We start from the raw sequence: 20,112 nt of genomic DNA, 5'->3' as shown, positions 1-20,112 counted from the left end.
AAATATTCATTATGTTTTTGGCATAAAAAAATAATAATAAACACCACTACATTAAAACAACAAAATAAATATAAAACAGTCAAATAAGATATAAATATGCGAGCAGACTCGCAACATTTATTCAGAGATAACAATCTGCATCGAGATAGCTTGATAATTGGATTAAGCCTCCCTTATCATACCCTCTATTATTTATTGCCTTATGTATAGGAAAGAAAAACATGCGCATACCCCGCGTATATCACCCGGAATTACTCTCATCGAATACTGAAATTTATCTGAGTGATGAGGCGGCTAACCATGTTGGGCGGGTACTCAGAATGACTCATGGCCAACAGTTACAACTGTTTGATGGCAGCAATCAGATCTTCAACGCTCAGATTACCGAAGCTAGCAAAAAATCGGTCAAAGTACATATTAGTAATAGCGAACTTGCTGATAATGAATCACCACTTAATCTCCATCTAGGGCAAGTCATATCCCGCGGTGAGAAAATGGAATTCACCATTCAAAAATCTGTAGAACTGGGGGTAAATGTTATTACGCCTTTAATTTCTGAACGTTGCGGTGTAAAGCTGGATGGAGAACGGCTGGCTAAAAAACTTCAACAGTGGCAGAAGATTGCTATTGCTGCCTGTGAGCAATGCTATCGCAACCGTATACCTGAAATTCGCCCAGTGATGCAACTTGAGCACTGGTGTGCAGAAGATGATGACAGTTTAAAATTAAATCTACATCCACGAGCCAGCCAAAGCATCAATACCCTGCCTTTGCCTGTAGAAAAAGTGCGTTTACTGATCGGCCCGGAAGGTGGATTATCGATAGATGAAATTGCCATGACAGCTAATTACCAATTTACTGATATCCTATTAGGACCACGGGTACTGAGAACAGAAACGACAGCGCTCACCGCAATTACTGCATTACAAGTGCGTTTCGGCGATTTGGGTTAAGGAGAAAGAATGATCAAACTCGGCATAGTGATGGACCCCATTTCATCCATCAACATCAAGAAAGACACCAGTTTTGCCATGCTATTAGAAGTACAACGTCGCGGCTGGGAACTCCATTATATGGAGATGAGTGATCTCTATCTGCACCAAGGGGAAGCCCGCGCACGTACTCGCTTATTTCAGGTAGAAAACCATCCACAACAATGGTATCAGTTCGATAGAGAACAAGATCTGGCACTGGAAACATTGGATGTCATCCTGATGCGCAAAGATCCACCATTTGATACCGAATACATTTACGCCACTTATATTTTGGAACGCGCGGAAGAGAAAGGCACTCTCATTGTCAATAAACCACAAAGCCTACGCGATTGTAACGAAAAGCTCTTCACAGCCTGGTTCCCTGATTTAACACCAGATACATTAGTGACTCGCAATGCCACTCACTTACGCGAATTCCACCAGAAACATGGTGATGTCATCTTTAAACCACTAGATGGTATGGGTGGTGCATCAATATTCCGCCTGAAAAAAGATGACCCAAACGTTGGTGTTATTATTGAAACTCTAACGGAACATGGCAATCGCTTCTGCATGGCGCAGAATTTCTTACCGGCCATAAAAGAAGGTGATAAACGAGTATTAATTGTCGATGGCGAACCCGTTCCTTACTGCCTAGCTCGTATCCCTGCCCAAGGTGAAACCCGTGGTAATCTTGCTGCGGGTGGCCGTGGTGAAGCTCGCCCGCTTTCAGAAAGTGACTGGGCTATCGCCAGAGCTGTTGCTCCGACTTTAAAAGAAAAAGGGTTAATCTTTGTTGGTCTGGACATCATTGGTGACAAACTAACTGAAATTAATGTCACCAGTCCAACCTGTGCACGCGAGATAGAAGCCGCTTTCCCTGATATTTCAATCACTGGCATGTTAATGAATGCGATTGAAGAACGATTAGAGAAATAAAAAATTCTTTTTACGAATTTGCCTGTCAAGGTTTGTCATTTATACTTTTAGCCCACATACTGTTGGGCTAAATAATCCTTACATAGCTAGGTTAATTACTAGAAAAAAAATGAATCTACAGCACCATTTTCTTATCGCCATGCCTTCATTATCTGATCCCTATTTCAAACGCTCAGTTGTTTACATATGTGAACACAATGAAAATGGGGCAATGGGATTGGTGATAAATAAACCTATTGAGCAAATCTCCGTTCGGAAAGTTTTACAAAAACTGAAAATATCACCAGAAGATCGGGATGAAAGTATCAATCTAAACAAACCTGTCATGACTGGTGGCCCACTTGCTGAAGATCATGGTTTTATATTGCACACACCAAAACCAGGTTTCAATTCAAGTATCAAAATTTCCGATGACACAATGATCACCACCTCCAAAGATGTCCTTGAAACCTTAGGTACACCACGCCAACCAAAACAGATATTGGTCACGTTGGGGTATGCCAGTTGGGAAAAAGGCCAACTTGAAAAAGAGATAATGGAGAATAGTTGGCTAACAACAAACGCTGATCCACACATTATTTTCAACTCACCCATTGCGGACCGCTGGCGTGAAGCCGCATCTTTGCTCGGAATCAATATCTATAATATCGCTCCACAGGCGGGACATGCATAGATGAATAACCGTACAATAATGGCCTTCGATTTTGGCACCCGCAGTATCGGTGCAGCCATAGGACAAGAAATCACGGGCACCGCCAGAGCATTAACCTCGTTTAAAGCTACAGATGGTATCCCCAATTGGGGGCAAATCGAAAAATTACTTAAAGAATGGCAACCTGATCTGGTTATCGTTGGTCTTCCCCTCAATATGGATGGCACTGAGCAATTCGTCACAGTGCAAGCCCGTAAATTTGCAAACCGGCTACATGGCCGGTTTGGTGTACAAGTTCAACTCCAAGATGAACGCCTGACAACCGTTGAAGCCCGTGCTCATCTGTTCGACCGAGGTGGCTATAAAGCCTTAAATAAAGGAAAAGTAGATGCTACTTCCGCTGTTATTATTCTGGAAAGCTGGTTTGAACAACACTATTAAGCGTTATTAATAGCGATCAACCAACAGTAACAGCAATCACATATAACCGCGATTCGCGATTAACTGATAGCATTTTCTTTAACCTTCCTTTCCGTTTGCTCTGCCAGTAATCCCTGCAATTTACGCTGCTGCCAGCCTTGTTCATAGGTTTGCATCCCACTGGCAGCGCCCGTCTGCATGAGCGTTGTTATTTGATGATTTTTTCCTTCTCGTATCAGATGACTCACTGCCTGATTAACCACCAATACTTCATATATAGCGACTCGCCCCCCTCCCTGTGAAGAGACTAATTGCTGTGCTATCACAGCTTTCAAACTGCCTGCTAGCTGACTACGTACCCACCCTTTTTCTTCAGCAGAAAAAATATCCACCAGCCGGTCAATTGCCTGTACAGCGCCTCTGGTATGCAAAGTCGACAATACCAGATGCCCAGTCTCTGCCGCGGTTAACGCCAAACGTATTGTCTCCTTATCCCGCAACTCCCCCAACAACAATACATCAGGATCTTGCCGGAGAGCCCCTTTTAACGCTGCCTGATAACTGGGAGAATCCAACCCAATTTGCCGCTGTTGTATCAGACAATTGCGGCTGTGGTGGATAAATTCCACGGGATCTTCCAATGTAATAATGTGCTGACAACAGTGGCTGTTCAGCATATCCACAATGGCAGTTAACGTTGTCGACTTCCCGCTGCCTGTAGCACCGGTTACCAGGATCAACCCACTCTCTTCCCGCAAAACCATTTCACGGATAATTTCAGGTGCTTTTAGCTGTTCCAGAGTTGAACACTGAGAGTGAATTAAACGCAAAACGGCTGACAACCCGGAGTGCTGACGAAAGATGTTGCCTCTCAATCGTTGGCCATTTTCTGTCTCCAGCGCAAAATCCACATGTCCACCAGTTAATAGCTGTTGTCGCTGATTTTCTGATAAAAACTGTCTACTCCACTCTTCCAACAATAGATTATTTACAGATGGCAGTTGAGTTTGAGGACAAAGCACTCCATTTATACGTAATACAGGAACTTGCCCAATACAAAGATGCAGATCTGAAGCATTATGCTTTACACTAAGGGCCACTAGCTTATCCATATTCATTTTTTAATCTCCTGAGTCACCATGAACAATATTGAACAAAATTTACAAGATGTCAGGACCCACATAGCCATTGCCGCACAGAAATGCGAACGCGTTCCAGAAGAAATTACCTTGCTTGCAGTCAGTAAAACCAAACCTGTGGAAGATATCGAAAAAGCAATCGCTGCCGGGCAACGCCAGTTTGGTGAAAATTATGTACAGGAAGGTGTAGAAAAAATTGCTCATTTTGCAAATTGTAATGATTTGATATGGCACTTTATCGGTCCGTTACAGTCTAATAAAAGCCGTTTGGTGGCAGAAAATTTTAACTGGTGCCATACCATTGACCGCTTGAAAATAGCACAACGCCTGAACGAACAGCGCCCGGAGGGAATGGAACCGCTGAATATTCTTATTCAAATAAACATCAGCGATGAACGGAGCAAATCAGGTATTCAACTTGATGAACTATCAACGCTGGCAGCCGAAGTGAACAAACTGCCGAATGTCAGGCTCCGGGGTTTAATGGCAATCCCGGCACCAGAACCTGATTATGAACATCAATTAGTGGTTTTCAGGAGAATGGAACAAGCCTTCCTTAACCTGAAAACAAAATATCCTCAAATAGATACTCTTTCAATGGGGATGACTGATGATATGGCTGCCGCTATTAATTGTGGTTCCACATTAGTACGAATTGGAACAGCAATTTTCGGTGCGCGTCAATATCACAATTAACCATTTCAACGCTACGAGGTATTCAATGGAGAAACGTAAAATTACCTTTATTGGTGCGGGTAATATGGCTCACGCCATCATAGCCGGATTAGTAAAAGAAGGGTACCCTGCTGAGCTGATTAATGTCTGCGCACCAAGTCATACTCGCCGTGATGCCCTGGCAACAGAGTATGGCGTTAACAGCAGTAGTGACAATATTCGCTACGCACAGGAAGCCGACGTTGTTATTCTGGCGGTAAAACCGCAAGTGATGGCAAATGTTTGTCAGCCTCTGAAAGAAAATGTAGATTTCAGTAACAAATTGGTTCTGTCTATTGCCTCAGGAATTTCCGTTGCACGCTTTAATGCTTTATTACAAGACAAACTCAATATTGTTCGTATCATGCCAAACACGCCGGCATTAATTGGTCAAGGGGTGAGTGGATTATTCGCGTCTGAACAAGTCAGTCAGTCTGACCGTGATTTCACTCAAACATTAATGAACAGTGTTGGTAAAACTTACTGGGTAAAAGATGAAAACGGCATCAATGACACTATCGCCGTAGCAGGCAGTGCACCCGCTTATTTCTTCCTATTTATGGAATCAATGCAACAGGAAGCAGAACGTTTAGGTTTTGATAACCAAACAGCCCGTGAAATTGTTTTGCAAACGGCAATAGGTTCTGCGGCACTGGCCGCATCAAATGTAGATCTCCCTTTTGCAACCCTGCGTGAACAGGTAACATCTAAAGGCGGTACCACTGCGGAAGCATTACGTATTTTTTATGAAGGCAAATTGCCGGAAACCGTATCCAACGCTATGCAGGCAGCTATTCGCCGGGCACAGGAAATGGAAAAACAATTTTAATTTTATCAAGGCTGCTAAATGCAATTTTTAACCTTTATTCTGTTCACAGTTCTGGATTTATACATCGCTGTTTTATTACTTCGTGTATGGATGCAATGGGCTCGTTGTGATTTTTATAACCCATTTGCCCAATTTATTGTGAAAATGACCCAACCGATTGTTCGGCCATTACGCCGAGTTATACCGTCTATTGGCTCGCTCGATACTGCCTCCATTGTTGTCGCTTACATTCTGGTATTGTTTAAATTAATCATGCAGCTTTGGTTCAGTACCGGTACGGTTGCTTTCCTCACACTTTTCCTTCCTATCGGGTTAATCGAATTGCTGACAGCAGCAGGTAAACTGGTATTTTGGTTAATACTGGCACGTGCTTTACTAAGCTGGATAAGCCAAGGGCGCAATCCGATTGACTATGTTCTAATGCAACTGACAGAACCGTTGATGGCACCTATCCGCCGTATTATCCCAACAATGGGCGGCCTTGATTTTTCAGCAATGATCGTCATTTTGATCCTCTACGCACTGAACTATCTTCGTGCTGATGTTCTCTCATGGCTGATACAGTAAATAAGAATTAAATTGGGTTCAAAATAATGCAAAAAGTCGTTCTGGCAACCGGCAATCCCGGAAAAGTTCGCGAACTGGCACAATTACTGGCTGATTTTGGTCTGGATATTGTTGCTCAAACTGGGTTAGGTGTAGATTCAGCCGAAGAGACCGGGCTGACATTTATTGAAAATGCCATTCTTAAAGCTCGCCACGCCGCACAAATTACCGGCCTGCCCGCAATTGCTGATGATTCTGGTCTATCCGTAGACATCCTTGGCGGCGCTCCGGGTATCTATTCAGCCCGCTATGCAGGTGAAAATGCTACTGACCAGCAAAATTTGGAAAAATTGCTGGATACGATGAAAGATATTCCTGACGATCAACGTCAAGCTCAGTTTAACTGTGTGCTGGTTTATATACGCCATGCAGAAGATCCAACGCCTCTGGTATTTCATGGTCGCTGGCCGGGGATTATCGCTCATAAGCCTGCCGGTAATGGTGGGTTTGGTTATGATCCCATCTTCTACATACCGGAATTAGGCTGTACTGCCGCTGAATTAACTGGTGAACAAAAAAATGCTGTTTCACATCGTGGTCAGGCACTAAAGATGATGTTGGATACACTACGTAATGCTTAAGCTCCCACCACTAAGTCTTTATATCCATATTCCGTGGTGTGTACAAAAGTGTCCTTACTGTGATTTCAACTCTCATGCATTGAAAGGTGATGTTCCACATCAGGAGTATGTTAACCATTTATTGGCAGATCTGAAAACAGATCAGCCAATGGTCAACGGACGGGAAGTTACCTCTATCTTTATTGGCGGAGGAACCCCTAGCCTGCTTAGCTCACAGGCAATGCAACAATTGCTAGATGGCGTTCGTGCTCTCCTACCGGTATCGCCACAAGCTGAAATTACGATGGAAGCCAATCCGGGTACGGTGGAAACCGACCGTTTCAGCGGTTACCAGCAAGCGGGGATTAACCGAATATCCATTGGCGTGCAGAGTTTCAGCCCGGATAAACTGGCACGCCTTGGCCGTATTCACGGACCGGATGAAGCCAAACGGGCAGCACATTTAGCTGCTAGTCTGGGGCTACGCAGTTTTAATCTGGATTTGATGCATGGTTTGCCGAACCAAAGCCTTGATGAAGCGCTGGATGATTTACGTCAGGCAATTGCATTATCACCACCGCATCTTTCATGGTATCAACTGACTATTGAGCCTAATACCAGCTTTGGTTCTCGCCCCCCCGTTCTGCCCGACGACGACGCTTTATGGGATATCTTTTCCCAAGGTCACCAATTGCTGACAGCAGCAGGTTATCAGCAATATGAAACTTCTGCTTATGCCAAACCGGGCTATCAATGCCAACATAATCTCAACTACTGGCGCTTTGGGGATTACCTTGGTATTGGCTGTGGCGCTCATGGAAAAATCACATTTGAAGATGGCCGTATCCTGCGCACAGTGAAAACCAAGCATCCTCGTGGATATATGCAAGGGCGCTATCTGGATAAACAGCATCAGGTAGAAAATGAAGATCGGCCATTTGAATTTTTTATGAACCGATTCCGTCTACTGGAAATGATGCCAAAACAAGATTTCAGTGATTTCACTGGGTTATCTGAAGCTTCAATTCGTACTCAAATTGAACAAGCCTTAGCCGCAGGTTATCTCTCTGAAACAGCAACACACTGGCAAATTACGCAGAAAGGCAAACTGTTCCTAAATTCATTATTGGAACTATTTCTCTAGCACAAAAATTACTTTCGGAAAATTCAGTTCCACAAAGATCATCTTGTGCATAAATTCGTATACTGCGTTTATCTATAATACATTGCCCCTTACTGAACTTCACAGTAGGGGCACCTCGTTATACGATGGCAACTGATTATCCAGTGTCGAATTCCTGCTCTTTTCGGAGAATTGATTATCCCCCAAAATCTAAATAATATATATACCCGTCATCTTTCAAGTTGCCTCTTTGTTGGCTGCACTCACTCACCCCGGTCACATCGTTATCTATGCTCCCGGGGATTCGCTCCCTTGCCGTCGCGATACATTTTGAAATCCATTGGGTATATAGTTCAGACCAAACCTGACAGTTACCAGCATAAAACAACCGATAACTGTCAGACCAAACCTAAAACAATCCATTGTAGATTCAATCACTGTTCAAATTCAAAATGGCACATGACCCGATTAAAGGGCATCAGCCACCGCATTAACTTGTGCTGACAAACTCTCCAAACCACCGCCAGACAAATACCACAGATCAGACTTCAGATAAGTAATTTTGCCATTCTTATACGCTGAAGTAGATTTCACTTTATCATCTTCAAATTTCACTTTATCATCTTCAAACTTCACTTTATCTAGCTTACCAGCACCAATTGCTTCACTGCGGTCAATAATTAAAATCACATCTGGATTAGCCTTAGCGATCATGTCAGAAGTCACTACAACGCGTTTGGTTTTACCTTCACCAGCAGCAATAGCTAATTCCGCTTTCTGTGCCTTAACCACGTCATACACGACACTCTGGTTATTCAGCATTAATTTATCCGCGTTATGCAACAATACTAAAACTTTTGCATCAGCAGATTTAGCTTTATCCTGAGCTTTAGCAATAGTTTTTTCCAGATCGGCAATCTGATCTTTCACTTCACTCTGTTTACTAAATAATTCACCTAATAACGTTATGTTACTTTCAACTGAAACCAGATAATTTTTGCTATCAGTTCCCAAATTAATTGTCGGTGCTATTTTTGACAGATTTTCATAGAAAGAACCTTGACGACCGGTAATAACGATCAAATCAGGTTTAAGCTGCGCCAGTTTTTCCAGATTAGGCTCTTTCATTCCTCCTGCATTTTCTACCTCTTTAGGTAAGCTATTACGGAGATATTCAGGCGTATTACCAGTAGGTAATGCCACAACCCTATCTGATAAACCTAATTTAACTAATGAATCATAAGTGCCGAAATCAAATGAAACAACTTTCTGAGGATTCTTTTTGACCTCAGTTTCACCGGAAAGGTGCTTAACTATAACCTTATCATCAGCCTGAGCTGTAACAGCATTTGGTGTAAATACAGCAGATTTCTGACTAAATGCGGAATGGCTTGCAACAGCAAATAACGATACCAGAACGACAGGGATTATCTTTTTCATATATTGCACTCCAAGAAAGAATATTTAGTAAGCATTTGCATTCTAGGTAGCGAAAAAAATATGTCAATCTAAATAAGAATCAATTTCAAATTGATTCTTATTTGTGATTATTAGCAACTATTTAATAGAATTCAGTAATTCAATTCGTTGTTGCTCAAGGCCACTTACCTTACCGCAAACCTCTTTGCCAAAACGCTGGAAATCTTCCTCCTGAGCCCGCCATTCAGCTTTCAAATTATTCTGCAATCCACCCAAACTACCAAGCAAAGATTGTAGTGCCTGATTATTATCGCCATTCAGGCTAAATTGTTTATTGCCAATCTCATTAATGCTGTCCTGTAACACTCCACCAAGACTTTGCTCAATTAAGCTACGGCTATCTTTTTCAACCTGCTTAATCGCTTGATGGTGGAATGCTATACCATCAGAGCGAGTTTCAATAATTCGGTTTATTTGCTGATTAAGCCCTGACTCAAGATCAGACAACCGATTACGCACATTGCTATCCTTACCGATAGTCTCTACTACTACTTTATCCAAGGATTTACGCGCCGTTATCAGATGTTTTCCGGTTTCTTGTTTAATCCAAGGCAAATCCTGCCGCAAAGCCTGCTGATAACGTTGTGCTTTCTGACGCTGTTCTGTATTTAAACTTAAGTTCTTACCATCACGAATTACTGAACCATCAGGTGAAATCAGGAGATTGCCACTTGCCCCCACAACTTGAACTGATTGAGAAGTAATAATAATGTCATTCTGTGGATTTACCTGGCATTCATAACCTGCCTGAGTCTGAGCAACAAATAGCAAAGATGCAGCAATGATAATTTTGCGTAACATGTTTTCTCCTAAGAAAATCACCTGAGAATTAAAAAATGGATTGAGAGTTAAAAAATGGATTGAAAGTTAAAAAACGGATCGCCCAACACGATCGGCTAACAATTCTAGGGCAGCGCAACCGGCCAAAGAGTTCCCCGATCGATCCAATTCCGGTGACCAGACAGTAACAGTAAACTCTCCCGGCACGACACACACGATCCCGCCACCAACACCCGATTTTCCTGGCATACCAATCCTGAATGCAAATTCACCGGAACCATCATACATACCACAAGTCATCATCAATGCATTAATCTGCCGGGCCTGACGAGGACTAAGGATTTGCTGCTCAGAACCTATCGTACTCCCCTGATTCGCCAAATAAATGAAACATTTAGCAAGCTCAATACAGTTCATTTTCAAAGCGCAATAATGAAAATAAGTTTGCAGTACCGCGAGCACATCGTTATCGAAATTACCGAAGGATTTCATCAGATAGGCAATCGCTGCATTGCGGTGAGAATGTTCCATTTCAGAACGGGCAACTTTGCTGTCGTAACAAATATCAGGACAACCAGCAAGTTTGCGCACCACCTCCAGCATACGCTGTTTAGGTGCACTCAATCGCGACTGCAACATATCACATACAATTAATGCACCCGCGTTAATAAAAGGGTTACGGGGTTTGCCTTTTTCAAGTTCCAACTGAACTAATGAGTTAAATGGCTGACCAGAAGGTTCCTGCCCGACCCGCTGCCAGATCTCTTGTTCCTGATAACGTGTCATGGCTAAAGTCAGACTTAATATTTTAGAAATAGATTGAATCGAAAAACGCTTCTCAGCATCTCCTGCATGAAATATCTGCCCATCGATGGTACAGATAGCTATTGCCAGGTTATCAGCAGGAACTTCCGCCAGTGCAGGAATATAATTTGCCACTTTCCCTTGGCCAATCAGGGGACGAACTTGTCGCAAAATATCCGACAATAACGTATTAGAGAACGTTGTACTCACTGATTTTACTCCAGACAGGGGCACTAATTAATCACCAGGGCCCCTGTTGTGATTCATGCAAGATATTTTATAGATTAATCAATCCCACCAAACATCAAACAATTCAGAGGTCATGACATCTTCCATACCGCGATCTTTCAGCCATTTTTCAACCAATTGGCGGTGTTCTTCTGTACACATACCAATTTTTTGCAAACAGATTAGGCCTTCCCAATTCAGATAACCGCTAGCATCCAATGCTAAGCCATTGGATTCAATCAGCTCATCAATAAATGCATCAACAGTGCTATCGATAATATCTACCGGTGTATTAGATGGGAAATTCCACTTAACAGAAAAACCCAACTCTTTAAATTCATCAATATGCATCTTTTTACGCAAACGACGACTGCGGTTTTTAGCCATTACTTAATCCTCTTAAACATGATATCCCATACGCCATGCCCCAACCGCTGACCGCGCAATTCAAATTTCGTTATCGGGCGTGAAGATGGACGCGGCACATAATCACCATTTTCAGACAAATTAAGGTAATTATCTACGCCATTCATCACTTCCAACATATGCTCAGCATATGGCTGCCAGTCAGTCGCCATATGGAATACGCCACCCACTTTCAACTTGCTTTTTATCAGTTCCGCAAATGGTGGCTGTACAATCCTGCGTTTATTATGACGTGCTTTATGCCACGGATCCGGAAAGAAAAGCTGTACCATTTCCAAGCTATTATCCGGGATCATGTTTTCCAGCACTTCCATCGCATCATGGCACATCACCCGCAAGTTACCGATATTTTCATCTTCGGCGGAAGCCAAACAAGCACCGACACCAGGTGCATGAACTTCAATTCCAAGAAAGTCTTTTTCTGGATTCTGACTTGCCATTGTGACAAGTGATGCCCCCATGCCAAAGCCAATTTCTAACACCACAGAGGCTTCTCGCCCAAAAAGTGCTGCCAGCTCCAGCTTTTCTGCCTGATACTTAACACCTATTTTTGGCCAGAGATTATCAAGTGCTTGTTGCTGACGATTAGTTAACCGGCCCTGACGACGAACAAAACTCCTGACACGGCGCAACGCCCTGCCCTTTTCATCAAATTCCGGCGAAATTACGTTATTTATCATGGTATTTCTGTCAGTTTTAAAGGCATTTATTCAGCCGTTTATGGCTGCTTTACCAGCAAACCACCTATCCCCGTCATCTTTCAAGTTGCCTCTTTGTTGGCTGCACTCACTCCGGTCACATAGTTTGCTATGCTCCCGGGGATTCGCTCCCTTGCCGTCGCGATGCATCTTGAAATCCATTGGGTATAAAAGAGAACGCATTATCCAAAGATGGGCGATTTTAGCAAGTCCGATAGTGATAAGTACAATTTTAATACTAAATTGCGTAGCACTGCGAAAACAAAGTTCCGGTTTACAGCGAGGTTACACTATGTTGCAATCCTATTCACGAAACACTGATTTTCCCTAAAGACAATTATCCAAATGATGGAAGCAAAGCAATTCTCCACAGTGGTACTGGATTGGTACCATCGTTACGGGCGCAAAACCCTGCCCTGGCAATTGGAAAAGACCTCTTACCACGTCTGGCTTTCAGAAGTGATGTTGCAACAAACTCAGGTTGCGACGGTCATTCCCTATTTTCAGCGCTTTATTTCACGTTTTCCCGATGTGACTTTACTTGCCGCAGCCCCCCTTGATGAAGTCCTTCATTTATGGACCGGTCTTGGTTACTACGCCCGCGCTCGTAATTTACATAAAGCAGCACAACAAATTGTAGAGCAGCACCAAGGGAAATTCCCAACAACTTTTGAAGATGTTGTTGCCCTACCCGGTGTTGGTCGTTCAACAGCAGGTGCAATCCTTTCACTTTCTCAAGGTAAACATTTCCCAATTCTTGATGGCAACGTTAAACGGGTATTGGCCCGCTGTTATGCCGTGGAAGGTTGGCCGGGTAAAAAAGAGGTTGAAAGCGGCCTCTGGCAAATCAGCACCAATGTAACGCCGGCGCAAGAGGTAGAATATTTTAATCAGGCGATGATGGATTTAGGCGCAATGGTTTGCACTCGCAGCAAGCCGAAATGTGAAATCTGCCCATTAAATCAAGGATGTATCGCTTACGCTAACCATAGCTGGACAAAATATCCCGGTAAAAAACCTAAACAGAGCATTCCTGAGAAAACAGCTTATTTCTTGCTGATGCAGAATAATGATTCTGTCTGGCTAGAACAACGCCCACCAACAGGGATCTGGGGTGGTTTATTTGCGTTTCCTCAGTTTGAAAGCATGGATTTACTAAATGGCTGGCTAGAACAATCAGGTATTTCTCACAGTAAACATGAACAACTCACTGCATTCCGCCACACATTCAGTCATTTTCATCTAGATATTGTGCCGATAAAAATAAATATTTTATCCTTTACTACCTGCATGGATGAAAATAAAGGACTTTGGTATAACTTACAGCAACCCGCGACTGTTGGGCTGGCAGCGCCAGTTGAATATCTATTACAACAACTGGGCTGAATCCCCTACCCACTATTTTGAGGATTTATTATGAGCAGAACTGTTTTTTGTACTTTCTTACAACGCGAAGCCGAAGGACTGGATTTTCAGCTTTATCCGGGCGAATTGGGCAAACGCATTTTCAATGAAATTTCCAAAGAAGCATGGGGACAATGGATGAGCAAACAAACCATGCTAATCAATGAGAAAAAACTCAGCACCATGAACCCGGAAGATCGTAAATTGCTTGAACAGGAAATGACCAAATTCCTGTTCGAAGGTCATGATATTCAAATTGATGGATATACCCCACCAGAAAAATAATATTTAGCTTTCATCAGAGCCCATGGCTCTGATGTTGTATTCAACACCAGATGGCAATGTAAGATGAAAAAACTGTTAGCGTTGTTTGTTATTGCCCCAATTCTTATTTCCTGTACCAGCAACAAAAATAGTGAATACCGCGAAGAATATATAAAAGATACCAATGGTTTTGATATTTTGATGGGCCAATTTGCTCATAACATTGAGAACATTTGGGGGTTGCATGAAGTATTAATTGCAGGCCCGAAGGATTACGTTAAATATACAGATCAATACCGGACCCGCAGCCATATCAATTTTGAAGCTGGAACGATCACGATTGAGACAATTTCTCCAATTGACCCTACAACCTATTTACGCAAGGCCATTATCACGACCTTATTAATGGGTGATGATCCAGGTTCAGTTGATCTTTATTCTGATACTAACGATATTCAGATCAGTAAAGAACCTTTCCTTTACGGACAAGTTATGGACAATAATGGCCAACCGATTCGTTGGGAATGGCGAGCAACACACTTTGCAGATTATCTGATTGCCAATAAATTACAAAAACGCCAATCCGGTTTACATGTCATTTGGTCTGTCACTATACAACTGGTACCAAACCATTTGGACAAACGTGCTCATAAATATCTGCCACTGATTCGTCAAGCTTCCATTAAATATGGCATAGACGAATCCCTGATTTTGGCCATTATGCAAATAGAATCCAGCTTCAACCCCTATGCAGTCAGCCGTTCTGATGCACTTGGATTGATGCAAGTTGTACAACATACTGCTGGCCGTGATGTTTTTAAAATGAAAGGTAAATCAGGGCAACCGAGCCGTAGTTATCTATTTGATCCAGAAAATAACATCGATGCCGGCACTGCATATTTATCGATATTACAAAACAGTTATCTGGTTGACATCACTAATGCAGCATCTCGCCGCTACGCAGTAATAACGGCTTACAACGGTGGTGCAGGTAGTGTATTACGGGTATTTTCCAGCGATAAGAAAAAAGCGGCTCAAATTATTAATAAAATGGCTCCGGGTGATGTTTATGAAACCCTGACAACCAAACATCCATCAGCAGAATCACGCCGCTATCTGATGAAAGTCAATACTGCCCAGAAAAGTTATCATCACTAGAATATTAAAATGTTAAAACAATAAAGCAATAACGGAGAGCAGTTTTTCTACTCTCCGTTATTTTTTGCTTATATTTTTAGCCATCAGATGAATTTTGGAGCATAAATTACCATTTCAGAATAAATCTATTGACGAGTTCTACCAAATACGGTTTAATGCGCCCCGTTGCCCGGATAGCTCAGTCGGTAGAGCAGAGGATTGAAAATCCTCGTGTCGGTGGTTCGATTCCGCCTCCGGGCACCAATTCAAAGCGCATTGATTGAGAGATAAAAAAGCTCAATGAGCGTCCGATACTGGAACCTGAAAATGCATAATTGTAGATTGATCAGTTTTGCGCCACTTAGATATAAGTATAAAGGTTATAGGGTTAGGATATCTGAGAAATCGGATGTCCTTTTTCGTTCGAGCGCAATACTTACAAGTTCTATTGCAACTGTCAAGCCATCCACACTAAAGTCAATGAATTAATTAACACGATGTTGTATGTTGGTTACTCAACTATCCTAATTTAATTGATCAGAAGAAAGTTAATTACGGGTGATTGTATCAACTCAAAAAAATTCCCTATCTTGCAACAGGGAATTTGTACAGACAAAACAAGTCCAGGCAACAGCAAAAATATTTTCGGTTTTACCTGATTAATATTTCTCCTTTTTCTGGCTCAGCATCGATATAAAGCATTAATTCACGCTCCAACGCACGCCCGGCAGTATCCAGATTGATATCAATATATTCCATCGTCGTGGCAATACTGCGATGCCCCAGTAATCCGCGCACCATTTGCAAATTACGATCAGGCGCTTTCATCAGTTCAGTTGCCAAGGTATGCCGGAAACGGTGTGGACCCACATCAAATCCACACTCTTTTGATAAGCGCCGAAAGAATGATTTTATCGTCTGTAACTGGTCGGTTTCACTTCCTCTGTCTATTTTTGCGGTAAAATAGTTCACACAGAACAGAGGATCACTCAGTTTTGCCCCAGCCGCCAGGGCACGTTCCAGCAAAACTTCCAGTCGCGGATACAACCATTTCACCACCGGCACCAGGTGTTCATAATGGTTCTTACTCCCCTCGGAGCAAAGAATAATCCGGCGTTCTTTCAGATCAACATCTCCAAGCCGAATATGTAATAGCTGATTTTGCCGCATCCCGGTATAACGCAATGTATCCAGTACCGTCAGCCAATACCAGGTCGGATATAATGCACAGCGGGCACGATGGTTATCCCCTGCCTGTCGCTCCCGCTCTTCAAATTGCCCCATCGTGAGATACAGGGCTGTCAGCTGTTTTTTGGTTAATGTTTTCTTTTTCTTCTTGTTTGCATTAACCACGACACCATTAAATGGGTTTTCCGTTTGAGGCAGTATTTTTTCTTTTATCGCAAAATTAAACAACGCCCGCATATGCGCAATCTTACTGTTCCAGGTCACACCTTTCCGTCCGGACTGATGCAACACATATCTGCGCCACGCCAGCACCTGTTGTCGGGTCACTTGAGCAGGCCGATTATCCACACCTGCAAACACCTGGAAGGTATTCACCACCTTGCGATAACTTGACTCCGTATCCGGCCGCAACATTTTGGTAAAGAAATACTCATCCAGCAGGTTATCCCAGGTCATACTGTCCATCTCTACTTCCTCACTTCATCAATTTAAAAACCCATTGCGGGGCGCAGAAAATAACATATTGTTATTAAAGATGCTTTCTCATGAAATCATGAGAAAAGGGCTATCCTCTGGTACAGAACGGTCACGATAAAGCAACGTGTTTTTGATTAAGTAGCCATGAATACGTTGATAGGAGCCAGTCCGATCAGCCGAATCATAAAGATGACAACAACAAAAACACTTTCCACCACTGACTCGATGTCGTCCCAACCGCTCAAATGCGGTTTGTACCCGTTTCCATTTTTCGCTAACCTCTTTGCCATCCACCTGCTTCTTCTCACTGAGAAACTGGAAGAAAATGGCCGGCGCACTCACAAACACAAAACCACTGACCAGATGTATCCGGGCTTTCGGCGTATTAATGGTCATCACCCCATGCCTTAATCCAGCGGACAACCAGTCCCAGAATTGCTCTCCAATACAGGATGTCTCAATCGCATTTTCGTTCTGCAATGTTGCCTGAACCGAGTGTTGTGAAGGCACCGGCGTGTCTGGAGGTACGATTTCTGCTTTACTCGCCATAACCTGTTCTGTCACTGTGCCCGCGACATTCATCCCCATTAATGACAATAGCTGTTGCGTGCTCCCATCCACCGGTACCCCCTTCTCCGGCGCGACTGTCATGACGGTAGAAGAGCTCTCATCAACAGGCTTCACGGCTGATGAAACAATTTCAGTCATCGGGTTACCTTCCTGCCGGCTCTGAGAGGGCAGAACACTGTCCATTGTTGTTGATAAAGGCGTAGCAGAAACATCGGGATTTCCTGAAACAATCATTTGCGGTGATGCAGCCGCGACAGATAATATTTCTGATATTGTCGGTGCACCCGCTTTATTCAAAGCTTCTGTCATTATCTGATTGATTGCGTCATCTTCCTTCATGTCACTGGATAAAATACAAAACAGCGCAGGCAAGGCATGAGGTACTGACGCCAGCCAGGTCAACGCCTTAGCCGGCAGCAATCGTCCGGCGAGTACCCCTCCGAAATGACAGGCAACCCTCGTCTCCACTGGAGGAGTTTTGAACCGGAAACGATACGGCCCCTGCGGTACAACCAATCCCGGGTACCAGGGTTGGCCTTCATCCAGTTCCCCGTCAAACTGGGCCAAAACAGGTAAAAAATGAAATAACGCAGCGTAAAACACCACCGTGTTCCATATCACACTTTGTTCTGCCTGTGTTTCAGGGGACACCCCCGGCGGTAACATCTGTCCTTTCGCCAGACGTACGGCAGAGGCAGTACATTGCAGAGTCACATCTATCAAGCCGCCTGGGTGGGCATAAGGCCCCTGCGGCGCGGCCGGAAGTTGTTGCATCAATGCAACACACTCATGTAACGGGGCCAGCCACAATGCCTGATAGTGTGTTTTAGGTAATGCACTGTTGTCCCACAGACACTGTAAACACTGCCGTCGCCGGAAAATATCCAGCAAGAGCCTGGACTCAGACGGCAAAAAGTAGCCTGCTTTGACCGTTTCTGGGATGGAAGTGGGTTGTGGAAGTGACTTTTTTCCTGCGGAGGTTCCCGCCAGCAGGATTTTAATTTTTTTCAACACGATTAATCTCCTCTTTTTTCCCAAAACCCTAATACATCCTCTGGCAGGGACAAGGCAAAACTCTTTTCCGGGAATAAAAATTAATCGATGAAAACCGCACGCAATGATTCAAACGTTTCCAATTCCGTCACGGGTAAACGCAGCGTGTATCCGGTTATTTCGTTGAATCAATCATGATAAGTACAAAAGGCACATGGCGGCTCATGCAAGAAAGGATTAAGGGAAATAGAATGTGTCCAGTGCATCTGGGAAGCACTGCCGATTCAGACCAAAACGTGTCAGGGATAAACAAAACAACTTCAATCGATTTATTTTTCATCTCCGTCCTGTTGGATAAAACTCCGGCCCAAGAGCCGGATAAGGTGAAAAAGGGATGCTTCGCTAAAAATTGCCGAATGTCACTCAACTGCATGTTTGCCATCACCCGGCTAATATGTCAGGGTGTGAAGAATTGCTTCAGATGTTTGCTACCCAGATTCATCTCCATAAAAATGCTGCCAAGAAAATCATGGGGTTCACATTCCAACCCTATGATGACATGGACAAGCAGTTGAGATAACCGGCTCACATCTTCCGGTTCATAATGTTTTATGATTTGCAAATACTGTTGTTCTAACTTACGGTCTGGGCGAACAGCATTATGCAGACTAATCGCCGCACACGGCACAAAATAGCCAAATACCCGATAGCGATGAGGGTAACGCGCCGTTTCATTCAATCAAGCCATAAAAGCTTTTTTATGATTCATCAATACAGACAAAACGTGTTCCTGAGAAAAGGGGGGAACACGCCCCCTCAGAGGAAATATTCCCCAATGGGTAAATCGCCGGCGTCATATCCGCCGGCAACAGCGTTATCAGATGCTCAGGCAAATCTGAACCTGTTTTTTTATGTCAATTCACCACAGAAATTCCCCTACGGGATAACATTGTCAGTGCACTAACACCCGTCATGTGAAACATTGCCGAGAATGTAGTCCGGTCCGACCACTTTACGGGTACCGTCCTCATCTTCCTCACCAAATTCCAGTTCATCAATAATACCCACTTCCCACTGCCCATTCCGGTATTTGTCGTAGCCACAACAGCCACAGACCTCCTTAAAATAATGGGTGATACGGCAGTGATATTGCCTGGATAAAGGCACTATGATTTTTTCATACCACAGCTCCCTGGGTGTTTTGTCAAAATGTCCGGTCAGACTGCCATCATCATGGTGCTTCCAGGCTATTTCATAACCTCGCGGCTGTGCCATACCGTACAATCGGATATACAACTCACGAGTCGTCTCATGATCCTTTAACAATCCGCCGTAAAATCCATTGATTTCACTCGCAAGACGGGTCGGTATCAGCAGAAACAAGTCACAAGGAACTGTCTCTGTCAGCCTGTCATCAAGATGAGACCACAGCATTTCCGTGTCACGTTCTGCATTCCAGTCAACCAGACCGAACCAGTCGCAGGACTTTTGGTTAAACAACGCCATGATGGTTTCCTGCGCTGCCGGAAGCAACGTCTCCCATTTTCGCGCGGCCAGACCACTTTGTTGGTATAGCCTGTCAATCTGTTGGCTGGTAACTTCATCAAGCGCCACATTATCTTTTAACAAGGCCAGCCATTGCTCAAACGCCCGGTTTTCCGGTGAGTCTACCCCTGTTCCTTTCGCTACCAGCGCCGGATAAAGTGGG

The 20,112-nt window shown here is 43.6% G+C and carries 22 protein-coding genes and 1 tRNA gene; 13 read left to right on the top strand and 10 right to left on the bottom strand.

All coding sequences use genetic code 11. The annotated features are described in order from the left end of the window. The first annotated feature begins 221 nt into the window (after positions 1 to 221). From rsmE to ruvX, 4 genes are all read left to right on the top strand, one after another. Complete coding sequence (gene rsmE / locus SLS51_RS12020; RefSeq protein WP_323838606.1) at positions 222 to 953, top strand: 16S rRNA (uracil(1498)-N(3))-methyltransferase; 732 nt, start codon at positions 222 to 224, stop codon at positions 951 to 953. A gap of 9 nt (positions 954 to 962) precedes the next feature. Further along, on the top strand, positions 963 to 1,913 hold the full coding sequence (gene gshB / locus SLS51_RS12015; protein WP_323838604.1) for a glutathione synthase: 951 nt from the start codon (positions 963 to 965) through the stop codon (positions 1,911 to 1,913). Between the two features lie 109 nt (positions 1,914 to 2,022). Further along, positions 2,023 to 2,586, top strand: coding sequence for a YqgE/AlgH family protein (locus tag SLS51_RS12010; protein ID WP_112878744.1), 564 nt, complete (start codon positions 2,023 to 2,025; stop codon positions 2,584 to 2,586). Next, positions 2,587 to 3,006, top strand: a complete 420-nt coding sequence (ruvX, locus tag SLS51_RS12005) for a Holliday junction resolvase RuvX (RefSeq protein WP_113043283.1) — start codon at positions 2,587 to 2,589, stop codon at positions 3,004 to 3,006. It begins immediately after the preceding gene. A gap of 59 nt (positions 3,007 to 3,065) precedes the next feature. Here the strand turns inward: ruvX and SLS51_RS12000 are convergent, their stop codons facing one another. After that, positions 3,066 to 4,103 carry a type IV pilus twitching motility protein PilT gene (locus SLS51_RS12000; protein ID WP_323838601.1) on the bottom strand — a complete coding sequence of 346 codons (1,038 nt, stop codon included), beginning with the start codon at positions 4,101 to 4,103 and terminating at the stop codon, positions 3,066 to 3,068. A 21-nt stretch (positions 4,104 to 4,124) separates the two neighbouring features. On the opposite strand from SLS51_RS12000, the gene SLS51_RS11995 reads away from it, so the two are divergent. The 5 genes from SLS51_RS11995 to hemW are packed head-to-tail and all read left to right on the top strand — an operon-like array spanning position 4,125 to position 7,977. Further along, positions 4,125 to 4,820, top strand: a complete 696-nt coding sequence (locus SLS51_RS11995; protein WP_323838599.1) for a YggS family pyridoxal phosphate-dependent enzyme — start codon at positions 4,125 to 4,127, stop codon at positions 4,818 to 4,820. Between the two features lie 25 nt (positions 4,821 to 4,845). Beyond that, positions 4,846 to 5,667, top strand: a complete 822-nt coding sequence (proC, locus tag SLS51_RS11990) for a pyrroline-5-carboxylate reductase (protein WP_323838597.1) — start codon at positions 4,846 to 4,848, stop codon at positions 5,665 to 5,667. Between the two features lie 18 nt (positions 5,668 to 5,685). Next, the gene (locus tag SLS51_RS11985) at positions 5,686 to 6,234 is read left to right on the top strand and encodes a YggT family protein (protein WP_323838595.1); all 549 of its coding nucleotides are present in this window, start codon (positions 5,686 to 5,688) and stop codon (positions 6,232 to 6,234) included. A gap of 26 nt (positions 6,235 to 6,260) precedes the next feature. Further along, positions 6,261 to 6,854, top strand: coding sequence for an XTP/dITP diphosphatase (locus tag SLS51_RS11980; protein ID WP_323838593.1), 594 nt, complete (start codon positions 6,261 to 6,263; stop codon positions 6,852 to 6,854). Next, positions 6,847 to 7,977 carry a radical SAM family heme chaperone HemW gene (gene hemW / locus SLS51_RS11975; protein ID WP_323838591.1) on the top strand — a complete coding sequence of 377 codons (1,131 nt, stop codon included), beginning with the start codon at positions 6,847 to 6,849 and terminating at the stop codon, positions 7,975 to 7,977. The genes SLS51_RS11980 and hemW overlap by 8 nt, the downstream gene beginning before the upstream one ends. 447 nt (positions 7,978 to 8,424) lie before the next feature. Here the strand turns inward: hemW and SLS51_RS11970 are convergent, their stop codons facing one another. The 5 genes from SLS51_RS11970 to trmB form a co-directional block, all read right to left on the bottom strand. Next, on the bottom strand, positions 8,425 to 9,396 hold the full coding sequence (locus tag SLS51_RS11970) for a siderophore ABC transporter substrate-binding protein (protein WP_323838589.1): 972 nt from the start codon (positions 9,394 to 9,396) through the stop codon (positions 8,425 to 8,427). A 117-nt stretch (positions 9,397 to 9,513) separates the two neighbouring features. Further along, positions 9,514 to 10,236 carry a YggN family protein gene (locus SLS51_RS11965; RefSeq protein WP_323838587.1) on the bottom strand — a complete coding sequence of 241 codons (723 nt, stop codon included), beginning with the start codon at positions 10,234 to 10,236 and terminating at the stop codon, positions 9,514 to 9,516. A gap of 66 nt (positions 10,237 to 10,302) precedes the next feature. Further along, positions 10,303 to 11,229, bottom strand: coding sequence for a glutaminase B (gene glsB, locus SLS51_RS11960; RefSeq protein WP_058588827.1), 927 nt, complete (start codon positions 11,227 to 11,229; stop codon positions 10,303 to 10,305). Positions 11,230 to 11,307: 78 nt separating this feature from the next. Then, positions 11,308 to 11,634, bottom strand: coding sequence for a YggL family protein (locus tag SLS51_RS11955; protein WP_323838584.1), 327 nt, complete (start codon positions 11,632 to 11,634; stop codon positions 11,308 to 11,310). Further along, positions 11,634 to 12,353, bottom strand: a complete 720-nt coding sequence (gene trmB, locus SLS51_RS11950) for a tRNA (guanosine(46)-N7)-methyltransferase TrmB (RefSeq protein ID WP_323838582.1) — start codon at positions 12,351 to 12,353, stop codon at positions 11,634 to 11,636. The genes SLS51_RS11955 and trmB overlap by 1 nt, the downstream gene beginning before the upstream one ends. 363 nt (positions 12,354 to 12,716) lie before the next feature. Here trmB and mutY point away from each other — a divergent pair, with 363 nt between their 5' ends. The 4 genes from mutY (at position 12,717) to SLS51_RS11930 (ending at position 15,440) form a co-directional block, all read left to right on the top strand. Beyond that, positions 12,717 to 13,757 (top strand): A/G-specific adenine glycosylase, encoded by a 1,041-nt coding sequence (gene mutY, locus SLS51_RS11945; RefSeq protein ID WP_323838580.1) that lies wholly within the window; start codon positions 12,717 to 12,719, stop codon positions 13,755 to 13,757. A gap of 30 nt (positions 13,758 to 13,787) precedes the next feature. Beyond that, positions 13,788 to 14,060: an oxidative damage protection protein gene (locus tag SLS51_RS11940; protein ID WP_049583168.1), complete on the top strand. Its 273-nt coding sequence runs from the start codon at positions 13,788 to 13,790 to the stop codon at positions 14,058 to 14,060. Positions 14,061 to 14,123: 63 nt separating this feature from the next. After that, entirely contained in the window at positions 14,124 to 15,197 is a 1,074-nt protein-coding gene (gene mltC, locus SLS51_RS11935) for a membrane-bound lytic murein transglycosylase MltC (RefSeq protein ID WP_323838577.1), read from the top strand. 167 nt (positions 15,198 to 15,364) lie between these two features. Continuing rightward, positions 15,365 to 15,440, top strand: a tRNA-Phe gene (locus SLS51_RS11930). A gap of 387 nt (positions 15,441 to 15,827) precedes the next feature. On the opposite strand, the gene SLS51_RS11925 is transcribed toward SLS51_RS11930, so the two are convergent. From SLS51_RS11925 to SLS51_RS11910, 4 genes are all read right to left on the bottom strand, one after another. Continuing rightward, entirely contained in the window at positions 15,828 to 16,829 is a 1,002-nt protein-coding gene (locus tag SLS51_RS11925) for a tyrosine-type recombinase/integrase (protein WP_323838575.1), read from the bottom strand. 78 nt (positions 16,830 to 16,907) lie between these two features. Then, entirely contained in the window at positions 16,908 to 18,425 is a 1,518-nt protein-coding gene (locus SLS51_RS11920; protein WP_323838573.1) for a conjugal transfer nickase/helicase domain-containing protein, read from the bottom strand. Positions 18,426 to 18,861: 436 nt separating this feature from the next. Continuing rightward, the gene (locus tag SLS51_RS11915; protein ID WP_323838571.1) at positions 18,862 to 19,143 is read right to left on the bottom strand and encodes a hypothetical protein; all 282 of its coding nucleotides are present in this window, start codon (positions 19,141 to 19,143) and stop codon (positions 18,862 to 18,864) included. Positions 19,144 to 19,364: 221 nt separating this feature from the next. Then, the coding region (locus SLS51_RS11910; protein WP_323838569.1) for a DUF1281 domain-containing protein at positions 19,365 to 20,112 on the bottom strand (748 nt) is incomplete at its 5' end.

Source organism: Photorhabdus africana (genome assembly GCF_035181445.1).
GTDB lineage: Bacteria > Pseudomonadota > Gammaproteobacteria > Enterobacterales > Enterobacteriaceae > Photorhabdus > Photorhabdus laumondii.
Note: the sequence above shows the minus strand (reverse complement) of the source record. Positions and strands in the feature narration are given on the sequence as shown.